General features: G+C 63.1%; 20 protein-coding genes. 7 read left to right on the plus strand and 13 right to left on the minus strand.

The window, feature by feature from the left end:
- Position 1: 1 nt before the first annotated feature.
- Complete coding sequence (gene rimK / locus NLX68_RS01950) at positions 2 to 907, minus strand: 30S ribosomal protein S6--L-glutamate ligase (protein WP_010221234.1); 906 nt, start codon at positions 905 to 907, stop codon at positions 2 to 4.
- Positions 904 to 1,386 carry an ATP-dependent zinc protease gene (locus NLX68_RS01955; protein ID WP_010221235.1) on the minus strand — a complete coding sequence of 161 codons (483 nt, stop codon included), beginning with the start codon at positions 1,384 to 1,386 and terminating at the stop codon, positions 904 to 906. Before NLX68_RS01955 ends, rimK begins: the two co-directional genes overlap by 4 nt.
- Before the next feature lie 143 nt (positions 1,387 to 1,529).
- Here NLX68_RS01955 and NLX68_RS01960 point away from each other — a divergent pair, with 143 nt between their 5' ends.
- A complete protein-coding gene (locus NLX68_RS01960) occupies positions 1,530 to 1,931 on the plus strand; it encodes an RNA-binding S4 domain-containing protein (RefSeq protein ID WP_010221236.1) in 402 nt (133 codons plus the stop codon).
- Here the strand turns inward: NLX68_RS01960 and NLX68_RS01965 are convergent.
- Positions 1,928 to 2,731: a phosphatase PAP2 family protein gene (locus NLX68_RS01965; RefSeq protein ID WP_254282429.1), complete on the minus strand. Its 804-nt coding sequence runs from the start codon at positions 2,729 to 2,731 to the stop codon at positions 1,928 to 1,930. The genes NLX68_RS01960 and NLX68_RS01965 overlap by 4 nt on opposite strands.
- Before the next feature lie 105 nt (positions 2,732 to 2,836).
- On the opposite strand from NLX68_RS01965, the gene hslO reads away from it, so the two are divergent.
- The 3 genes from hslO (at position 2,837) to NLX68_RS01980 (ending at position 6,082) form a co-directional block, all read left to right on the plus strand.
- The gene (hslO, locus tag NLX68_RS01970) at positions 2,837 to 3,739 is read left to right on the plus strand and encodes an Hsp33 family molecular chaperone HslO (RefSeq protein ID WP_254282431.1); all 903 of its coding nucleotides are present in this window, start codon (positions 2,837 to 2,839) and stop codon (positions 3,737 to 3,739) included.
- Between the two features lie 179 nt (positions 3,740 to 3,918).
- Positions 3,919 to 5,460, plus strand: coding sequence for a phosphoenolpyruvate carboxykinase (locus NLX68_RS01975; RefSeq protein ID WP_010221239.1), 1,542 nt, complete (start codon positions 3,919 to 3,921; stop codon positions 5,458 to 5,460).
- 193 nt (positions 5,461 to 5,653) lie between these two features.
- A complete protein-coding gene (locus NLX68_RS01980) occupies positions 5,654 to 6,082 on the plus strand; it encodes a thioesterase family protein (RefSeq protein WP_254282433.1) in 429 nt (142 codons plus the stop codon).
- 6 nt (positions 6,083 to 6,088) lie between these two features.
- Here NLX68_RS01980 and NLX68_RS01985 read toward each other — a convergent pair whose 3' ends face one another.
- The 6 genes from NLX68_RS01985 to NLX68_RS02010 form a co-directional block, all read right to left on the minus strand.
- On the minus strand, positions 6,089 to 6,745 hold the full coding sequence (locus NLX68_RS01985; protein WP_026001197.1) for a response regulator transcription factor: 657 nt from the start codon (positions 6,743 to 6,745) through the stop codon (positions 6,089 to 6,091).
- Positions 6,746 to 6,866: 121 nt separating this feature from the next.
- Positions 6,867 to 7,679 carry a protein-glutamate O-methyltransferase CheR gene (locus NLX68_RS01990; RefSeq protein ID WP_254282435.1) on the minus strand — a complete coding sequence of 271 codons (813 nt, stop codon included), beginning with the start codon at positions 7,677 to 7,679 and terminating at the stop codon, positions 6,867 to 6,869.
- A 287-nt stretch (positions 7,680 to 7,966) separates the two neighbouring features.
- The gene (locus NLX68_RS01995; protein ID WP_026001198.1) at positions 7,967 to 8,446 is read right to left on the minus strand and encodes a YMGG-like glycine zipper-containing protein; all 480 of its coding nucleotides are present in this window, start codon (positions 8,444 to 8,446) and stop codon (positions 7,967 to 7,969) included.
- A gap of 210 nt (positions 8,447 to 8,656) precedes the next feature.
- Positions 8,657 to 10,993, minus strand: a complete 2,337-nt coding sequence (locus NLX68_RS02000) for an FdhF/YdeP family oxidoreductase (RefSeq protein WP_254282437.1) — start codon at positions 10,991 to 10,993, stop codon at positions 8,657 to 8,659.
- Entirely contained in the window at positions 10,990 to 11,829 is an 840-nt protein-coding gene (gene fdhD, locus NLX68_RS02005) for a formate dehydrogenase accessory sulfurtransferase FdhD (RefSeq protein ID WP_010221245.1), read from the minus strand. The genes NLX68_RS02000 and fdhD overlap by 4 nt, the downstream gene beginning before the upstream one ends.
- Before the next feature lie 95 nt (positions 11,830 to 11,924).
- The gene (locus NLX68_RS02010) at positions 11,925 to 12,812 is read right to left on the minus strand and encodes a LysR family transcriptional regulator (protein ID WP_254282439.1); all 888 of its coding nucleotides are present in this window, start codon (positions 12,810 to 12,812) and stop codon (positions 11,925 to 11,927) included.
- Positions 12,813 to 12,896: 84 nt separating this feature from the next.
- Between NLX68_RS02010 and lysM the strand changes: the two genes are divergently transcribed.
- The gene (gene lysM / locus NLX68_RS02015) at positions 12,897 to 13,337 is read left to right on the plus strand and encodes a peptidoglycan-binding protein LysM (protein WP_254282441.1); all 441 of its coding nucleotides are present in this window, start codon (positions 12,897 to 12,899) and stop codon (positions 13,335 to 13,337) included.
- Here lysM and yrfG read toward each other — a convergent pair whose 3' ends face one another.
- Complete coding sequence (yrfG, locus tag NLX68_RS02020; protein ID WP_254282443.1) at positions 13,338 to 14,000, minus strand: GMP/IMP nucleotidase; 663 nt, start codon at positions 13,998 to 14,000, stop codon at positions 13,338 to 13,340.
- Between the two features lie 79 nt (positions 14,001 to 14,079).
- Between yrfG and nudE the strand changes: the two genes are divergently transcribed.
- Positions 14,080 to 14,646, plus strand: a complete 567-nt coding sequence (gene nudE, locus NLX68_RS02025) for an ADP compounds hydrolase NudE (RefSeq protein ID WP_254282445.1) — start codon at positions 14,080 to 14,082, stop codon at positions 14,644 to 14,646.
- On the plus strand, positions 14,643 to 15,470 hold the full coding sequence (gene cysQ, locus NLX68_RS02030) for a 3'(2'),5'-bisphosphate nucleotidase CysQ (RefSeq protein ID WP_254282447.1): 828 nt from the start codon (positions 14,643 to 14,645) through the stop codon (positions 15,468 to 15,470). The genes nudE and cysQ overlap by 4 nt, the downstream gene beginning before the upstream one ends.
- On the opposite strand, the gene NLX68_RS02035 is transcribed toward cysQ, so the two are convergent.
- The 3 genes from NLX68_RS02035 to NLX68_RS02045 are packed head-to-tail and all read right to left on the minus strand — an operon-like array spanning position 15,459 to position 19,134.
- Entirely contained in the window at positions 15,459 to 15,914 is a 456-nt protein-coding gene (locus NLX68_RS02035; RefSeq protein ID WP_254282450.1) for a YiiD C-terminal domain-containing protein, read from the minus strand. The two genes, cysQ and NLX68_RS02035, sit on opposite strands and share 12 nt — an antisense overlap.
- Entirely contained in the window at positions 15,911 to 17,323 is a 1,413-nt protein-coding gene (locus NLX68_RS02040; RefSeq protein WP_254282451.1) for a sigma-54 dependent transcriptional regulator, read from the minus strand. The genes NLX68_RS02035 and NLX68_RS02040 overlap by 4 nt, the downstream gene beginning before the upstream one ends.
- Positions 17,320 to 19,134, minus strand: coding sequence for an ATP-binding protein (locus NLX68_RS02045; protein ID WP_254282453.1), 1,815 nt, complete (start codon positions 19,132 to 19,134; stop codon positions 17,320 to 17,322). The genes NLX68_RS02040 and NLX68_RS02045 overlap by 4 nt, the downstream gene beginning before the upstream one ends.
- Between the last annotated feature and the right edge of the window lie 30 nt (positions 19,135 to 19,164).

Genomic DNA, 19,164 nt, shown 5'->3' on the forward strand with positions numbered 1-19,164 from the left:
GCTAGCCTTTGCCCTTGGTGCGGGTCAGGTTCGGCCCGCCGTTCTTCTCCAGATGCTCGATGATCATCCCGGCGACGTTCTTGCCGGTGGTGACCTCGATGCCTTCCAGGCCCGGCGAGGAGTTCACCTCCATCACCAGCGGGCCGTGATTGGAGCGCAGGATATCCACCCCGGCCACGCTCAAGCCCATGACCTTGGCCGCGCGGATGGCGGTCATGCGCTCTTCCGGGGTGATCTTGATCAGGCTGGCGCTGCCGCCGCGGTGCAGGTTGGAGCGAAACTCACCGGGCTTGGCCTGGCGCTTCATCGAGGCGATGACCTTGTCGCCGACCACGAAACAGCGAATGTCCGCGCCGCCGGCTTCCTTGATGTACTCCTGGACCATGATGTTCTGCTTCAGGCCCATGAACGCTTCGATCACTGACTCGGCTGCCTTGGTGGTTTCGCATAACACCACACCGATGCCCTGGGTGCCTTCGAGTACCTTGATCACCAGCGGCGCGCCATTGACCATCTGGATCAGGTCGGGGATATCGTCCGGCGAGTGGGCAAAGCCGGTGACCGGCAGGCCGATCCCCCGACGCGACAGCAGCTGCAACGAGCGCAGCTTGTCCCGCGAGCGGGCAATGGCCACCGATTCGTTGAGCGGGAACACCCCCATCATTTCGAACTGGCGCAGTACCGCGCAGCCGTAGAAGGTTACAGAAGCGCCGATCCGTGGGATCACCGCGTCGAAGTTTTCCAGCGGCTTGCCACGGTAGTGGATCTGCGGCTTGTGGCTGGCAATGTTCATGTAGGCGCGCAGGGTGTCGATCACAACCACCTCATGGCCTCGTTCGGTACCGGCTTCGACCAGGCGACGAGTGGAATACAGACGCGGGTTTCGCGACAGCACGGCGATCTTCATGCAACACCTGTGGAGGGAGTGATAGTGGCCGGGAATGCCGGCTTGTCCTGAACGTACTTGAGCCCCGGGTTGACCACCAACTGGCCATGGATCAGGGCTTTGGAACCGAGCAACAGGCGATAGCGCATGGCCTTGCGGCAGGCCAGGGTGAACTCCACCTCCCACACCCGGTCACCCAGCGCCAACGGCGTGCGGATGACGTAGCGGGTCTGGGCCTGGCCGTTGGAGCTCTTGATGGTCTTCATCGTCACCAGTGGCGCCTCGCAGCGCCGGTGCCGCAGTTGTACCACCGAACCCAGGTGGGCATTGAAACGCACCCACTGCTCGCCATTGCGCTCGAAGGGCTCGACTTCGGTGGCATGCAGGCTCGAGGTGCTGGCGCCGGTGTCGATCTTGGCCCGCAAGCCGGCCAGGCCGAGGTCCGGCAGGGCCACCCACTCGCGCAGGCCGATCACGGTCAAATGGTCAAATGTCTTCAAAATGCTCAACCAGCGTAGAAAGTCGTCAGGCTCCAGAATGGGCGTGAGCGACAGGTCGGTGAACTGTAAGCACGCCGCGTGTTTTTTGCATCCGCCAGATACGGTAGTACAGTTCTCTTTACGAAAATAAGTGGGGAAATGTGATGGCACAAAAGCCGGAAGAGGACGACAAGGTCCGCTTGGACAAATGGCTATGGGCGGCGCGCTTCTACAAGACCCGGGCGCTGGCCAAGGCGGCCATTGAAAGCGGCAAGGTGCATTGCCGGGGCGAGCGCTGCAAGCCGGGCAAGGAGCCGCGGGTGGGCGATGAGTTCGTGCTGCGCACTGGCTTCGACGAGCGCACGGTAGTGGTCAAGGCGTTGTCGGTGGTGCGCCGCGGCGCGCCTGAGGCCCAGGCGCTGTACGAGGAAACCGCGCAGAGCATTGCCCGCCGTGAACAGGCTGCGGCTATGCGCAAGGCCGGCGCCCTGGGTGTCAGTACCGATGGCCGGCCCACCAAGAAACAGCGGCGCCAGCTGCATCAGTTGCATGACAGCGCCGGTTAAGTGCGCGAGTCGATCACGTTCAGGCGCCCGAGCAGTGGCAACCGCGCCAGCAGGTCGAACAACGGTGCGGTCAGGCGCATCAAGGCTGCGCTGGCCTTGGCGGCAAACGGGGTGTAGCAGCTCCAGCCCAGGGCCAGTACCGCCATCAGCACGCCACCGATGTAATCGTCCTGGCCCCAGTGCGCACCGGCCACCAGGCGTGGCAGCATGAACAACAGCGCCAGGGCCCAGATCAGCAGTTGCTGCAGCAGCGTGCGGCTGAACAGGCTCATGAACATCGCCCAGATCAGCAGCACCGAGGCATGGTCACCGGGGAAGCTCTGGCTGGAGCGGTCCTTGAGCTCCCAGCGGGCTTCCAGGTGCGGGTAGAAATCGCTGAGGTGGATGGCATCGCTGAATACCATCGACGGGCTGTTGTGCTGCCAGCCCATGGCGTTCATCCATTTCGAGAACACGGCGCGAATCACCAGCAGCAGCACCAGGGTGGCGAAGAAGCCGAAGAAGGCCTGGCGCACCTGGCTGGCCTTGAACACCCAATCGCCGCGGATCAGCAGGCTGAGCAGGATCAGGCCGACGACGATATCGAACGGACGCAGGCTGCCGACGGTCCAGATGTAACGCCAGGTGTTATTGTCGGCCAGTGGTCGATTGAGCAGGTGAAACAGCCATTCGTCGAAAGTCAGGCAGATGATCTGGCCAAACGGCCACAACCAGAAACACAGTAGCGCAACGGGCAAAACCGTACAGAGAATCAAGGGACCCCAAGCCCACCTTGCTTGGAACAGTGAAGATTTGTCCATAAACTACCTCTTTGCTGCGAACCACGAGCGCACCATTCTGGTGCTCTAGACCGGGCTTTATAGGCCCTTGAAATTATTTTGTCATCATTCAGAAAGCCAGAGCCCATGTCCGATTTGCCAGATACCGACTACACACAACGCTTCATCTTCGACGACCGCGATGTACGCGGTGAGATGGTCGGGCTGGAGCGCAGCTACGCCGAAGTGCTGGCCAAGCATCCTTACCCGCAGCCTGTTGCGCAGCTGCTCGGCGAGCTGATGGCGGCAGCCGCGCTGCTGGTCGGTACGCTGAAGTTCGATGGTCTGCTGATCCTTCAGGCACAGTCGAGCGGGCCGGTGCCCCTGCTGGCCATTGAATGCACCAGCGAGCACGAAATTCGCGGCCTGGCACGCTATGCGGCCGAGCAGATCAAGGATGATGCAAGCCTTGCCGACCTGATGCCTGGCGGGCATCTGGTCCTGACCATCATTCCGGTCAACGGCCAGCGCTACCAGGGCACGGTGGAGCTGGACGGCAAGGACCTGTCGGAGTGTTTCACCAACTATTTCGTCATGTCCCAGCAGATCAACACCTGCATCTCGCTGGCCGCCGACGGCATTCGAGCTCGTGGCCTGCTGGTGCAACAGCTGCCTGCCGACCGCCAGAAGGACATCGAGGAGCGCGAGGACAGCTGGAACCATGTGAAAGCGCTGGCCAATACGGTGAAAGCCGAGGAGCTGCTGGGTCTGGACAACGAAACCGTGCTGCATCGCCTGTATCACGAGGATGCCGTGCGCCTGTTCGATATCCAGCCGCTGCATTTCCGCTGCAGCTGCTCGCGTGAGCGCTCCGGTAATGCGTTGGTCAGCCTTGGCAAACATGACGCGCTGGAGCTGATTAACGAGCATGGCGGCAAGATCGAAGTCGATTGCCAGTTCTGTAACCAGCGCTATCAATTCGATGCGGCCGATATCGAGCAATTGTTCGCCGGTGGCGGTGTAGACACACCGTCAGATACTCGGCACTAAAACGTTTCAGTACAGGTAATTCTCCTGTCTAACGCCGGAAACACGCCGTTCTGACAGGAGGGCCCTACTTTTTTTGGGCGTTTCTGGCATAATCCGGCCACTTTTTTCGCTGTAGTAGTTTGGAAAGATCTACTACAAAACGTTTGGAGCACTCGGCCGCAGGCCGGATGGGGAATCTCATGACGCAAGCCAACAACACCGTGTACACCGACCTGAGCGTCGATGAGCTGGTAAAAGAAGCGCTGAACCGCGGTGAAGGCGAGCTGGCCGATACCGGCGCGCTGGTCGTGAAAACCGGTCACCGTACCGGTCGTTCGCCGGTTGACCGTTTCATCGTCGAAGAGCCGTCCACTCAGGATGCCATCGCCTGGGGCCCGATCAACCGCAAGTTCCCGGCCGACAAGTTCGATGCCCTGTGGGACCGCGTCGAGGCGTTCAACAACGCTCAGGATCACTTCGTATCCTACGTTCACGTAGGTGCGGCCGCCGAGCACTACCTGCCGGTCAAGATGACCACCCAGACCGCCTGGCAGAACCTGTTCGGCCGTTGCCTGTTCATCAACCCGCAGCAGTACAACCCGGCTGGCCGTGATCAGTGGCAAGTGCTCAACGTTGCCAACTTCGAGTGCGTGCCTGAGCGTGACGGCACCAACTCCGATGGCTGCGTGATCCTCAACTTCGCCCAGAAGAAAGTGCTGATCGCCGGTATGCGTTACGCCGGTGAAATGAAAAAAGCCATGTTCTCGGTGCAGAACTTCCTGCTGCCGGCTGCCGACGTGCTGCCAATGCACTGCGCCGCCAACATTGGCGAAGCAGGCGATGTGACCCTGTTCTTCGGCCTGTCGGGCACCGGCAAGACCACCCTGTCGGCTGACGAAAGCCGCTACCTGATCGGCGACGACGAGCACGGTTGGGGCGAAGGCGTGGTCTTCAACATCGAAGGCGGCTGCTACGCCAAGTGCATCGACTTGTCCGAGAAGAACGAGCCGGTCATCTGGAAAGCCATCAAGCACGGCGCGGTACTGGAAAACGTCGTCATCGACGATGCCAAGCACGCCGACTACACCGATGTCAGCCTGACCCAGAACAGCCGCGCCGCCTACCCACTGGAGCACGTTGCCAAGCGTTCGGAAAAGAACCTCGGCGGCGAGCCTAACGCGGTCATCTTCCTGACCTGCGACCTGACCGGCGTGCTGCCGCCAGTGTCGATCCTCAACGAAGAACAAGCGGCCTACCACTTCCTGTCCGGCTACACCGCACTGGTGGGCTCGACCGAAATGGGGTCGGGCAGCGGCATCAAGTCGACCTTCTCCACCTGCTTCGGCGCGCCGTTCTTCCCGCGTCCGGCTGGCGAGTACGCAGAACTGCTGATCAAGCGCATCCGCGGCTTCGGCTCCAAGGTCTACCTGGTCAACACCGGCTGGACCGGCGGTGGCTACGGCGTTGGCAAGCGCTTCAACATTCCGACCACCCGCGCGGTGATCGCAGCGATCCAGAGCGGCGCCCTGGTCGGCACCGCAACCGAACACCTGGACATCATCAACCTCGACGTGCCACTGGCCGTACCGGGCGTTGAAACCAACCTGCTCAACCCGCGCAACACCTGGGCTGACAAGGCTGCTTACGATGAAGCTGCAAAAGCGTTGGCTGGCCTGTTCATCGAAAACTTCAAGAAGTTCGAAGTTTCCGACGCCATCAAGGCAGCTGGCCCACAGCTGTAAGCTGAAGCCTGCGTAAACAAGAAGCCGCCCTCAGGGGCGGCTTTTTGCTTTCCGGTCTAACGAAACCCTTGTGGGAGCGGGCTTGCCCCGGGATAAGGCCCGCGCTGTCTTACCCGCATGATGATCGATTGGTGCTTGATCGCGGGGCAAGCCCGCTCCTACAGTTATGGGCCATCCAATATTCAGGCCCATCATGTCCGAACTCCCTCAACGCCACGCCTACCCCCACCTGCACCCGATCCTCAGCCGCTGGCAGGACAGCGACCTTAACGGCCATATCGGCGGTGCCACGGTTTATGCCTACTTCGACACCGCGATCCAGGCGTACCTGCTGCAACAGGCCGGGCTGGACCTGCAGGACGGCGAGGTCGCCGGTTTCGTGGTCAGTTCGGCGGCGGACTTCTTTGCCTTGCCGGCCTTTCCCGACACCCTTGAGGTCGGCTTGCGTGTGGCGCGTCTGGCGGGCAGTTCGGTGGAGTATCAGTTGGCACTGTTTCGGGTCGAGGACGGGCAGCCCTGCGCGGTCGGCAAGGTGGTGCAGGTGTTCGTCGAGCGCAGCTCGGGCCGGCCGGCACAGTTGCCGGCCACGCTGCAGGCCGCGCTGGAGCGTTTGCAAGGTTGAGGCCGCTCAGTCATTGAGGCGGATAATCCCTTCGCGCACGGCGAACAGCACCAGCCCCGGCACGTCGTGAATCTGCAGGCGGTGCATGATCTGCGAGCGATGCGCCTCGATGGTCTTCACGCTCAGGCCCAGGCCGTCGGCGATCGAGCGGGTCGATTCACCGCGGGCAATCAGCCGCAGGATCTCCAGCTGGCGCGCGGTGAGCTGCATCGTGGTGCTGCCGCTGGGGCGCTTGCGGCTGTGTTTCACCGCCTGGCCAATGACCATCGGCAGCACCGCTGACGACAGGTACTGGCCACCATTTTTCAGCGCCTGCAGGGCCTGCTCCAGCTCCAGCACCGTGGCGCTCTTGAGCAGAAAGCCATGGGCACCCAGTTGCAGGCAACGCATGACGAAGTCCAGCTCCGAGCGCGACGAGAGCATCAACACATGGCTGGAGGGCACGCGCAGGAACAGCTCGCGCAAGATCTGTTCGCTGTCCAGGGTATCGGCGGTCATGTCCAGCAGGATGATGTCGGGCTTGAGTTTCTCGGCCAGTGCGACAGCCGTCATGCCATCGCCTGCATCACCGACTACGGCGTATTGTTTTTTTTGTTCGAGCAGTGCTCGCAGGCCCGCTCGAAAGAGCGGCGAGTCATCGGCAAGTAGTATTCGGCAAAGCATGGGTTCGAGCCTGTTTCGCAAAAGAAGAGGGGCGGCAGGTTTGCTCGGTCCGGATGAGCGCTGCCGCGCTGTGGCGCGATCAGTGTCGGGGGCCTGCCGCAGGTCCCGGCAGCGCAGGCCATCATAGGCGTTCGAACACCGATGGCAGGATCGGCCGCAGTGGCAGGTCGAGGCCATGGATGTTCTCGCTATGTCCGATCAGCAGCAGGCCGCCCGGGCGCAGGCAAGCCAGCAAACGTTGAACCACGCGCTGTTTCTCATCCTGACTGAAATAGGTCAGCAGATTGCGCAGAAAAATTCCGTCGAACAGGCCCAGGTCAGCGGGCAGTGGCTGGATCAGGTTGATCTGGCGAAACGTCAACCGCTCCTGCAAGGTGGCCGCCATGCGCATGCGCCCGGCCATCTCGCCGACGCCGCACAGGCAGTAACGTTGCAACCAGCCTTCAGGGAAGTAACGGGCCTGGGAGACGTCGTAGATGCCTTCGGCTGCCTGCTGTAGCAGATGGGGGCTGATGTCGCTGGCCAGCACGCTCCAGTCGTCGTTGACGGCGTGTTCGCTGGCAACCATGGCCAGGCTGTAGGCTTCTTCGCCCGAGGCGCAGGCAGCGCTCCAGAGCCTCAGCGGCCGTGGTATGTCGCGCAGCCATTGGGCAATGCATTCGAAATGGCGGTGTTCGCGAAAGAAGTAGGTGTCCCGGGCAATCAGCAAGTCGAGTACCTGCTGCTGTTCCTGATGTTGATCGGGCTGCTCGATCAGTTGCAGATACTGTTCGAAGGATGTCAGTTGCAAATGCCGCAGGCGCTTTCCCAGGCGGGCAGCCACAGCCGCACGGCGGTCGGCGGCGAGAAACACGCCAGAGCGCTGGCTGACCAGGGTGCGAAAGCGCAGGAACTGGGCTTCACTCAGCATCGGAGGGCGGCTGTCGGCTGGCATCTCACACCCCTCGTGCACTGGGCAATCGGGCCGTCTTTGCGTGATAGATGCGCATTCCCTGCGTCCATTGGCTGATTGGGAACGGCCGATGATAGCTACTGGCTATATTCGCCTGAATCGGGGTTGCCCCTAGGTCGCGGGAAGGTAACAAGGAGAAGGGGAAGCAGGGCCTGCCTGGACTGGCCGCAGGATCGGCCTGCAAGGCTTGATCGGTAACGTGCGGGGTGTTGCAGCGATCCCTGCCCGTGAGGGCAGGGACTAGGAGTTTGGCTTAAGCCCGAAATGGCTTAGTCGTGACGCCAGTGCCTTTTGTGCTTGCGGTGCCCGTAGTGATGGCCACGGTCGTAATAACGACGGTCGTCGTAGCCGCGACGGTAGCGACGGTCATCGCGGTCGTCTTCATCGGCTCTGTTGCCCATGTAGTTACCCAACGCGCCACCGGCACCACCGCCTGCGGCCGCGCCAATGTAGCTACCCGTGGTGCCGCCCATGCTGCGGCCTACAACGTTACCGCCGGCTGCGCCCAGGGCACCGCCGATTGCGGCTTCACCACGCTGGCGCTTGTCGGCACCCACGGCACTGCCGGCTGCGCCGCCCAGGCCCGCACCGATCGCCGAGCCGGTACTGCCGCCGATCGACTGACCGACCACCGAGCCCAGTACCCCACCCAATGCGCCGCCAATACCGGCTTCGGTGGTGCCACCTGCCGAGGCAACGCCGCTGAGCAGGCCAAGAGACAACAACAGAATCGAGGAGTACTTCATCAAGAGAGCCTCATAGGGATGACGCCGCGATCCTGAGGCCGCAGAGGGGGGCTGGCAAACGAAATCCGACGAGTAACACGAGTTGTACACAATTTTCTAAGTTACTGTTTTAACTGTGAAACTTTATTGATTTTCGCTTGTCTGAGCTTGCTTGGAACGAGGCCCCGACAGTGATGTCAGGGCCTTTTTTGTGCCTGTTTGCCGCCGATTCTGTCAGAGGATCCGGGCGTTGTCGCTGGCAGGTTGCAGCTTTATCGCAACGAACTTCGAGGTCGGCGTATGGCTGCCATCGCCAACGCTTTCCAGCGGCACCAGCGGGTTCACTTCCGGATAGTAGGCCGCCGCCTGACCGGCCGGGATATCAAAGGCCAGCAACGTGAAGCCCTTGACCCGACGCTCGCGGCCATCACTCCACAGCGAGACGATATCGGCCTTGTCGCCGGGGTGGAAGCCCAGGCGGATGATGTCGGCTTCGTTGACGAACAGTACGTTGCGTTGGCCCTTCACTCCACGGTAACGGTCATCCAGGCCATAGATGGTGGTGTTGTACTGATCGTGGGAACGCATCGACTGCATGATCAGGTCCGGTACCTGGCCGCTGGCGCGCACGCGCTCGTGCAGCAGGTCAGTGGGCAGGGCATTGGCCTTGAAGTTGGCCCGACCGCTGCTGGTCTTCCATTGCCGTTGGCCGGCGCTGTTGCCCAGGTAGAAACCGCCCGGATGCTCCAGGCGCTGGTTGAAGCTCTCAAAGCCTGGGATGGTCTGGTCGATCAGGTCGCGGATCCGTGCGTAATCGGCGATCAGCCAGTTCCAGTCCACCGGCCTGGCCCCGAGGGTGGCATTGGCAATCCCGGCAATCACTGCGGGCTCCGAGCGCATCTGCCGCGACAGCGGCTGCAACTGGCCGTTGGAGGCGTGGACCATGCTGAACGAGTCTTCCACGGTCACGGCCTGCGGGCCTTCGCCCTGCAGGTCGATATCGGTGCGCCCCAGGCACGGCAGAATCAGCGCCTGCTTGCCATGCAGCAGATGGCTACGGTTGAGCTTGGTGCTGATCTGCACGGTCAGCTCGCAGTTGCGCAGGGCCTGGGCGGTGCGCTCGGTGTCCGGGGTGGCCTGGGCAAAATTGCCGCCCAGGGCGATGAACACCTTGGCCTGGCCGTCGGCCATGGCGCGGATCGCTTCGACCGTGTTGTGGCCATTATGGCGCGGCACCTTGAAGCCGAAGCGGCGTTCCAGGGCATCGAGCAGGGCCACTGGTGGCCGCTCGTTGATGCCCATGGTGCGGTCGCCCTGCACGTTGCTATGGCCACGCACCGGGCACAGGCCGGCGCCGGGTACGCCGAGGTTGCCGCGCAGCAGCATGAGGTTGGCGATTTCCTGGATGGTCGCCACCGAATGGCGATGCTGGGTGATGCCCATGGCCCAGCACATGATGACTTTTTTGGCCTTGCAGTACATGCGCGCGGCGTACTCGATCTCGGCCAGGGTCAGGCCTGATTGCGCGCTGATCTGCTCCCAGGAGGTGGCGTCGACCGCTGCCAGGTAAGCCAGGACGTCCTGGGTGTGCTGGTTGAGAAAATCGTGGTCGAAAATCGCCGGGGCATTGCTGGCCTGGGCTTCGCGCTCCCACTGCAAGAGGAACTTGGCCATGCCGCGCAGTACCGCCATGTCGCCGCCCAGGGCCGGACGCAAGTAGGCAGTGTTGGTCGGGCGGTCGCCGTTGGTGAGCATCTCCAGCGGGTGCTGCGGGTGCTGGAAGCGCTCCAGGCCGCGTTCCTTGAGCGGGTTGACGCACACCACCTGGGCACCGCGTTTGACCGCTTCACGCAGCGGTTCGAGCATGCGCGGGTGGTTGGTGCCGGGGTTCTGGCCCCAAACGAAGATTGCATCGGCATGCTCGAAATCGTCGAACGTCACCGTGCCCTTGCCAACCCCGACACTCTGCCCCAACGCCACGCCACTGGCTTCGTGGCACATGTTCGAGCAATCCGGGAAGTTGTTGGTGCCATAGGCACGGACGAACAGCTGATACAGGTAGGCCGCTTCGTTGCTGGCCCGGCCAGAGGTATAGAACTCAGCCTGGTCGGGGCTTTCAAGCTGTTGCAGGTGCTTGGCGATCAGGGCAAAGGCGCTGTCCCAGTCGATGGGTATGTAGCGGTCGGTACTGGCGTCGTAGACCATCGGTTCGGTCAGCCGGCCCTGGTATTCGAGCCAGTAGTCGCTCTGGGCCAGTAACGAGGTGACGCTGTGGCGGGCGAAGAATGGCGCATCGACCCGGCGTTTGGTCGCTTCCCAGTTCACTGCTTTGGCGCCGTTCTCGCAGAACTTGACCATACCGCTTTCCGGCGAGTCGCCCCAGGCGCAGCCGGGACAGTCGAAACCGCCGTTCTGGTTGGTCTTGAGCAGTGCGCGAATGTTCTTCAGGGCGTTGTCGCTGCCGATCCAGGCCTGGGCCACGCTGCGCAGTGCGCCCCAGCCGCCAGCAGCACCGTTGTAGGGTTTATAGCGAGGGACAGGCTTCTGATCGGCTTGGTGATGCAGGCTCACGTTCTGTTCTCCCGCACGGGGCTGAACACCCGTGGCGCGCTGTGTTTGGGCAGGTGAATAAGGTTGAGGTTATGCCGCCGGGCCCACTGCAGGGCGAGGCCGGTGGGCGAGGACAGGCTGACCAGGGTCTGGATGCCGGCGCGCAGTACTTTTTGGATCAGCTCCAGGCTGCAGCGGCTGGTAACGATTGCCAGGCCGCCGTCGAGGCTCAGGTGCTGGCGCACCAAGGCGCCGATCAGTTTGTCGAGGGCGTTGTGCCGGCCAATGTCTTCGCGACCCAGGAGGATTTCCCCCTGATTGTTCATGAACAATGCCGCATGTACCGCACCGCAGTGCTGGCCCAGGGGCTGGAAGGCATCCATGCGCTGGCGCAGGCCCGCGAGCCATTGCGCAGGTGGCAGCGGCGCACCCGGCAACACGGCAAGGTCGGGCAGGGCCTGCTCCACCGCTTCCACGCCACACAGGCCGCAGCCGCTGGTGCCGGCCAGTTGCCGGCGCTGGGTCTTGAGGTTCCAGAAGGCGCGGTTGGCGATCTCGACGTCGGCGTGTATGGCCGAACCAGTACTGGTGAACTTGACGTCGTAGATCTCATTGGCCGAAGCAATGATGCCGCTGCCGATGCTGAAACCGACGATAAAGTCTTCGAGGTCGGTGGGGCTGACCAGCATCACTGCCTGGCTGATACCGTTGTAGGCAATCGCCAGGGCGACTTCTTCGGCCAATGCGGTGTGCGCCTGGCTGTCGTCGGTAAGGTGGCAGTAGTCGTAGGTATTGCTGGCCGCGGGCGCAGTCACAAGCGGGGTGGACGCCGCACAGGCCGGGGGTTTTGTGCTCATCAGCAGAGGTACCGGCGGCTGTTCAGCTTTAAGCCTAGGCTTGCGCTCGGGTATCGTCTAATCGCTAATGCTGATGCCTTGATAGACGGCGTCGATCAACCCTCGCCTTGCAGCGCTTGATATTGTGCCAGGCACACCTCGGCCAGGGCCGAGCGTGGCGCCGTGCGGCGCATGATCAGGCCCAGTGGCGCCAGGGTGCAGGCCTGTTCGATCGGTTGCAGGCGCAGCCGTTCAGTGAGCACTTCCAGGCCGGCCGCCAATGGCATGATGGCACAGCACAGGCCTCCGCTGACGGCCTGGGCCAACTGATGGACGGCATCGGTCTGCAGCAACAGCTGCGGTGTCAGGCCACGGCTGTGGAAGTTGTGGTCGATCGACTGGCGAAAATGCATGCCGGCGGTGAGCAACCCCAGCGGCAGTTTGGTCAGCTGTTGCCAGCTTAGGGGTTGGTCGTCGAAGCAGAAATGATCTGGATCATATAAAAGCCCCATGCGCGTCTCGCCCAGCGGCAGCGACTGGAAGCGTTCATGATCGAGGCGATCCAGGTACGACACGCCCAGGTCCAGCTGGTTGCTGGTCAGCTGTTCGAGGATCTGCTCGGAGCTCAGGGCGCTGAGTTCAAAGCGCAGTTCCGGATGTTGCTGGTGCATGCGCCGCAGCAGCGGCAGGGGATCGAAGCTCGACAGCGGTACCACGCCCAGGCGCAAGGTGCCGACCAAGTGGCCGCGACAAGCGGCAGCTTCGGCATTCAGGCCGTCGTAGGCGGCGATTACCGAGCGGGCCCAGGCCAGTACCCGTTCGCCCTGGGCGGTAAAGCCCTCGAAGCGCTGGCCGCGATTGACCAGGGCGAGGTCCAGTTCCTGTTCGAGATTGCGCAGGCGCATCGACAGGGTTGGCTGGGTCACGTGGCAGCGCGCGGCGGCCTGGCCGAAGTGGCGGGTTTCATCCAGGGCGATGAGGAATTTGAGTTGTTTGATGTCCATCGTCGCTCCACGGCGCAAAGCAGGCGAAGCATTCTAACCTGTCCTAGACTCCAGGCTCCGAGATTCATCACCAAGGAGAGCGGCATGAGCATTTTCAGTTTCGTCAAAGAAGCAGGCGAGAAACTCATCGACCTGTTGACCCCGGGTAATGCCAATGCCAGCGAGCAGTTGAAGGCGCATGTGGCGAAGGTCGGACTGGGTAACCCGAACGTTCAGGCCACCGTCGACGGCGACAAGGTTATCCTGACTGGCGAAGTCAGCAGCCAGGAAGAGAAAGAGAAGATCCTGCTGGCGGTGGGCAACATTGCCGGTGTGGCTTCGGTGGATGATCAGATCACCGTCACCGGCCCGGTTGTTGCTGCGGCCCGTTTTGTCGTGGTGAAGAAAGGCGACACCCTCAGCGCCATTTCCCTGGCCGTGTACGGCAATGCCAATCAGTACAACAAGATTTTCGAAGCCAACAAGCCGCTGCTCAGCCACCCGGACAAGATCTACCCGGGCCAGACCCTGCGCATTCCCGAGTAATCACAACCCTTCGAGCAACGCCCGGTAGTCTTCCACCGCAGCGAACTCTTCGGTATCCCGCGGCCCTTTGCGGCTGTCCGGCTGGCGCACCGCAAGCAGGTGCGCCACACCGAAGTCGCGGGCACTGCGCAGGATCGACAAGGTGTCGTCGATAAACAGGCTGCGTTGCGGGCTGAAGCCGATATCAGCCTCAAGAGCGCTCCAGAACTGTGGGTGCTCCTTGGGGTAGCCGTAGTCATGGGAGCTGATCAGGCGCTCGAAGTAGGGTGCCAGCTCTACCCGTTCCAGTTTCAACGACAGCGAATCGCGATGGGCGTTGGTGATCAGGATTACCCGTTTGCCGGCCTGCTTGATCGCCTGCAGGAATGTATCGGCATCCGCACGCAAGGCGATCAGGTGGGCGGTCTCAAGCTTCAGCTCGCGCACCGAGAAGTTCAGCTCGCGGCTCCAGAAGTCCAGGCAGTACCAGTTCAGCGAGCCGGCGTGTTGCTCGAACAATGGCTGCAATTCAAGCTCGGCCATGGCCCGGCTGATGCCGTGCAGCTCGGCGTAGCGCTGCGGCAGTTGCTCGAGCCAGAAGTGGTTGTCGAAGTGCAGGTCGAGCAGGGTGCCGTCCATGTCCAGCAGGACGGTATCGATGGTGGACCAGGCTAAAACGGGCATATGAAATTCTCGGACAGTCAGGAGGCAGCGGCCGGGCAAGCCACGGTATAGTAACCCGTTCACGCCAAGGAGCCGCCCCATGCGCCAGAAACCCACCGTCCTCTCTCGCGAGATCGTCGCCAGCAGCCGCCTGTTCCGCGTCGAAGCCGTGCAGTTGCGCTTCGCCAACGGTGCTGAGCGCACTTACGAACGCCTGGTCGGGCGCGGTACCGGTTATGGCGCGGTGATGGTCGTGGCGATGCTCGATGCCGAGCATGCGCTGCTGGTGGAAGAGTATTGCGGCGGTACTGACGAGTATGAACTGTCATTGCCCAAGGGCCTGATCGAGCCGGGTGAAGACGTGCTGGCGGCGGCTGACCGGGAGCTCAAGGAAGAAGCCGGGTATGGTGCCCATCAGCTTGAGCACCTGACCGAGCTGTCGCTTTCGCCTGGCTACATGAGCCAGAAGATTCAGGTAGTGCTGGCCACCGACCTCTACGAGGAGCGCCTGGAAGGCGACGAGCCGGAGCCGATGCGCGTCGACAAGATCAACCTGCGCGAGCTGTCGGCCCTGGCCCAGCATCCGCAGTTTTCCGAAGGCCGGGCCTTGGCGGCGCTGTACCTGGTGCGTGATTTGCTGAGCCAGCGTGGGGTATTCCCGGTATGAGTGACATTGCCCTGATGCAGCAGGTGGTGGAGCTGGCCCGCCAGGCGGGCAAGGCGATCCTGCCGTACTGGCGCGCCGATGTGGCGGTGACGGCCAAGGCCGATGAGTCGCCGGTCACTGCGGCCGACCTGGCGGCCCATGAGGTCATTGCCCAAGGCCTGCGCGTGCTGGCCCCGGAAATCCCGGTGCTGTCTGAAGAAGACTGCAACATTCCCCTGAGTGAACGGCAAGGCTGGCAGCGCTGGTGGCTGGTCGATCCGCTGGATGGCACCAAGGAATTCATCGCCGGCACTGAAGAGTTCACCGTCAACATCGCCCTGATCGAGCAGGGACGGGTGGTGTTTGGCGTGGTGGCAATTCCCACCAATGGCCGCTGTTATTACGGTGGCAAAGGCCTTGGTGCCTGGCTCGAAGCCGCCGCCGGTGCACCTGAAGTCATCAACGTGCGCACAGCACCGCCTGCGGGTGAGCGCTTTACCGTGGTCGCCAGCCGGCGTCATTCGAGCCCGCAACAGGAAGCCTTGCTGGCGGGCTTGAGTCTGGAAGTGGGGGAGCTGGAGCTGGCCAATATCGGCAGCTCGCTGAAATTCTGCCTGTTGGCCGAAGGTGCGGCCGATTGCTACCCGCGTCTGGCTCCCACTTCGCAGTGGGATACCGCTGCGGCGCAAGGGGTGTTGGAAGGTGCCGGCGGTGAAGTGCTCGGTCTCGATGGCCAGGCCTTCGTCTACCCGCCGCGCGACTCCTTGCTCAACCCGTTCTTCCTGGCCTTGCCAGCTGCCGCGCCGTGGCGCGACAAGCTGTTGCAGCAAGCCCTAGCGGTGTAGCACGTACTGGCCGCTGAACTGCACGGCAGCCTCGCTGCTGCCGGCATTGCTGACCTGGGTGTGCAGGTTCAGGCGCGCCCGGCCACGGCGCTGATAGGTGGCGATGAAGCGCTCCCAGACTTTCTCGTCCGGCGCTGCGCAGGTGGCGATGGCCGCGCCAGTGACCGGCAGCGGATAGCTGATCTGGCCTTCGTGGATGACGATATGGCCGTCATCGATCCCCGCTTCACGCAACCTCAGGTGCAACCAGCCCCACCCGACCAGCACCGCGGCGCAGTACAGGCTGCCGCCGAACATGGTGCTCTTGTGATTGACGTTGGCCTCCAGCGGCAGTTGCAGGCGCAGGCAATGCTGCTGCCAGTCGAGGACCTGCAGGCCCATCTGGCGGGTCAGCGGGATGTCACTGTGCAGCACCGATTCAAGGTAATGGCTGTCCACGCTCATGGACGGTTGTCCTCCAGGTCATCGCTGTTTTGGTGACTGTCGGCGAAGCTCAGGCCGTGTTTGCGCAGCTTGTCGTGCAGCGTCTTGCGCGGGATACCGAGGGCTTCGGCCAGGCTGCGCAGGGAGCTGTGCGAGCGTGCCAGTTCGGCGGCGATCAGCGAACGTTCGAACTGCTCGACTTGTTCGCTGAGGTTACCACTGCCAGTGCTTGGCGCGGGATCGTCGGCGGCTGGCGGCACGTCACCGTCCAGCGCCAGTTCAAGGCCCAGGGCGAAGCGCTCGGCGGCGTTTTGCAGCTCGCGCACGTTACCCGGCCATTCATGGCGCAGCAGCAGCGCCCGGTGCGTTGGTTGCAGCGGGGGCACCGGCAGGCCATGGCGCTCGCCGGCGGCTTCGGCAAAGTGCTGGAACAGCACCAGAATGTCTTCGCCACGCTCGCGCAGTGGCGGAATGCGCAGCGGTGCAACGTTCAGGCGGTAGTACAGGTCGGCACGAAAGCGCCCCTGGTCGGCGGCCTGGCGCAGGTCTTCCTTGGTCGCAGCGATGATGCGGATATCCAGCGGGATCAGCTGGTTGCCGCCCAGGCGTTCGACGACCCGCTCCTGCAACAGGCGCAACAGTTTGACCTGTACATCCAGGCTCATGCTTTCGATTTCATCGAGGAACAGCGTACCGCCGTTGGCGAATTCGAATTTGCCGATACGGCGCTTCTGCGCTCCGGTGAACGCCCCCGGCTCGTGGCCGAACAGCTCGCTTTCGACTACCGATTCGGCCAGGGCGCCGGCATTGATTGCCACGAACGGGCCATCACGGCGGCTCGACAAATCGTGCAGGGCGCGAGCGACAACTTCTTTGCCGGCGCCCGTCTCGCCAAGGATCAGTACGTCGGCGCGGGTGCCGGCCAAGGCACCGATCTGTTCGCGCAGGCGTAGCATCGGTGCCGAGTGGCCGACCAGGCGCGTGCTCAGCTCCTGGCGATCGCTCAGGGCCAGGCGCAGGCTGCGGTTGTCCAGCACCAGGCGGCGCAGGGCCAGGGCACGACGCACACTGTCGAGCAGCGCATCGCTGGCGAAGGGTTTTTCCAGAAAATCATAGGCCCCGGCGCGCATGGCCTGCACGGCCAGCGGCACGTCGCCATGGCCGGTGATCAGCAGCACCGGCAGTTCCGGGTCCTGGGTGTGAAGCTGCTGCAGCAGCTCCAGGCCGTCGATACCGGGCATGCGGATATCGCTGACCACCACGCCCGGCCAGTCGCGCTCGATTCGCCCGGCCAGGCCCTGGGCGTCGGTCAGCGGCAGGATCTTCAGCCCGGCAAGGTCGAGGGTCTGGCTCAGGGCCTGGCGCAGGTGCGGGTCGTCGTCGACCAGAATCACCTGCGTGCGGCTGTCGATGAGCGGCTCGGTCGTCATGCCGATGGGTCCTCCGAAGTGGGTAGTGTAGCGCCGGGCTTGGCGATGCGTAGCTGCAGGGTAAGCAGGGCACCGCCTTCAGGGTGGTTGCCCAGCAGCAGCTCACCGCCCAGTGCACGCATCAAGGTATCGCAGATCGCCAAGCCAAGGCCAAGGCCCTGGGTGCGCGTCTTGGTGGTGAAAAACGGCTCGCGGGCGCGGGCCAGGGCCTGGCTGGTAAAGCCCGGCCCGTTGTCGCGAATGTACAGGTAGACGTTGCCATCGCGCTGTTCGGCACTGAGCCACAGCTTGCGCGGGTTGGCCTTTTCGGTCAGGGCGTCGAGGGCATTGGCCAGCAGGTTGCCGAGCACCTGGCGCAGGCGGGTTTCGCCGGCCTGCACCCACAGGGTGGCCTCGGGCAGGTCGCGCACCAGCTCCACGGCCATGGCTCGGCGGCGCTTGGCCAGCAGCGCCAGGGCATCGTCCAGGGCAGGCTGCAGGGCTACGCTCTCCGGGGCATGGCGGTCGCGGCGGGCGAAGGCGCGCAGGTGGGCGATGATCGAGGCCATACGCCCGGTCAGCTCGCTGATCAGCTTGAGGTTGCTGCGGGCATCGTCGGTGCGCTGGTGGTCGAGCAGGATCTCGGCGTTTTCGGCATAGCTGCGGATCGCCGCCAGCGGCTGGTTGAGTTCGTGGCTGATGCTCGCCGACATGGTGCCCAGCACCGATAGCTTGCCGGCCTGCACCAGTTCGTCCTGAGCGCGTACCAGCTCCTGCTGGGCCTGTTCGCGTTCCAGTACTTCCTCCTTCAGGCGGCTGTTGAGGCCTTCGAGGTCGGCGGTACGTTCGATCACCCGTTTTTCCAGTTCCTGGCGGCCATGGGCCTCGAAGTCGATGCGATCCATGTAATGACGGCGGCGCTGCATGATCAGCCCGAGCAACAGCATCAGTACCAGCAAGGTGGCACCGCCAATGGCAACCACGGTGCGTACCGAGCGGTCGATCAGGGTGCGCGGGGCGAGGATGCTGACCTGCCAGCCGGTTTCCTCGATGGCCTGGGTTTGGGTCAGCCAGGCCTTGGGGTCGAGGGTCAGCGGTTTGGGCGACTGGGTCGGGTAGGGCTGGATGGCGACAATGGCTTCGCGTTCGGCATCGGTCAGGGGCCGGGTGGCGCGGAAACGCCAGTCGGGACGCGACGTGAGGATCACCACGCCGTTGTGGTCGGTCAGCAGCAGCTGTTCCGGGGTCTTGCCCCAGAGGGTTTCGGTATGGTCAAGGTCGACCTTGACCACCAGCGCGCCGATCACCCGGTCGCGGTCGCGCACGGCGGCGGCGAAAAAGTAGCCGCGCTTGGCCGAGGTGGTGCCCTGGCCGAAGAAGCGTCCCAGACGCCCGGCGATGGCTTCACTGAAATAGGGGCGAAAGGCGAAATTGCGACCGACGAAACTGTCGTGTTTGTCCCAGTTGGAGGCGGCCAGGGTATTGCCGTTGGCGTCCATCAGGTACATGACTTCGGCGCCGGTCTGGGTGGCGATGTCCTTGAGTAGACGGTTGGCGTTGGTCAGGGTTTCCAGGCGCAGCGGGTCGGCCAGCACCGCGCGCAATGCCGGCAGGTCACCGAGGATCTGCGGCAGGGTCTCGTAGCGGTGCAGGGTACCGAGCAGGTTGGCCACGTAGAGATCGAGGGTCTGGCGGTTCTGCCCGGCCAGTTCGTCTTGGTAATAGCGCTCGGCAAGATGCTGTAACGGCCATAGCAATGGGGCCAGGCACACTGCAAGTATGGCCAGGCTGCGCCAGCGGGGGCGGCGGGGAACGGGTGGGGTCATGGTCATCGCAACTGCGCCAGAATGATCTGGCGCATT

Source organism: Pseudomonas sp. SBB6, from assembly GCF_024213215.1.
In the GTDB taxonomy this organism is placed as follows: Bacteria; Pseudomonadota; Gammaproteobacteria; order Pseudomonadales; family Pseudomonadaceae; genus Aquipseudomonas; species Aquipseudomonas donghuensis.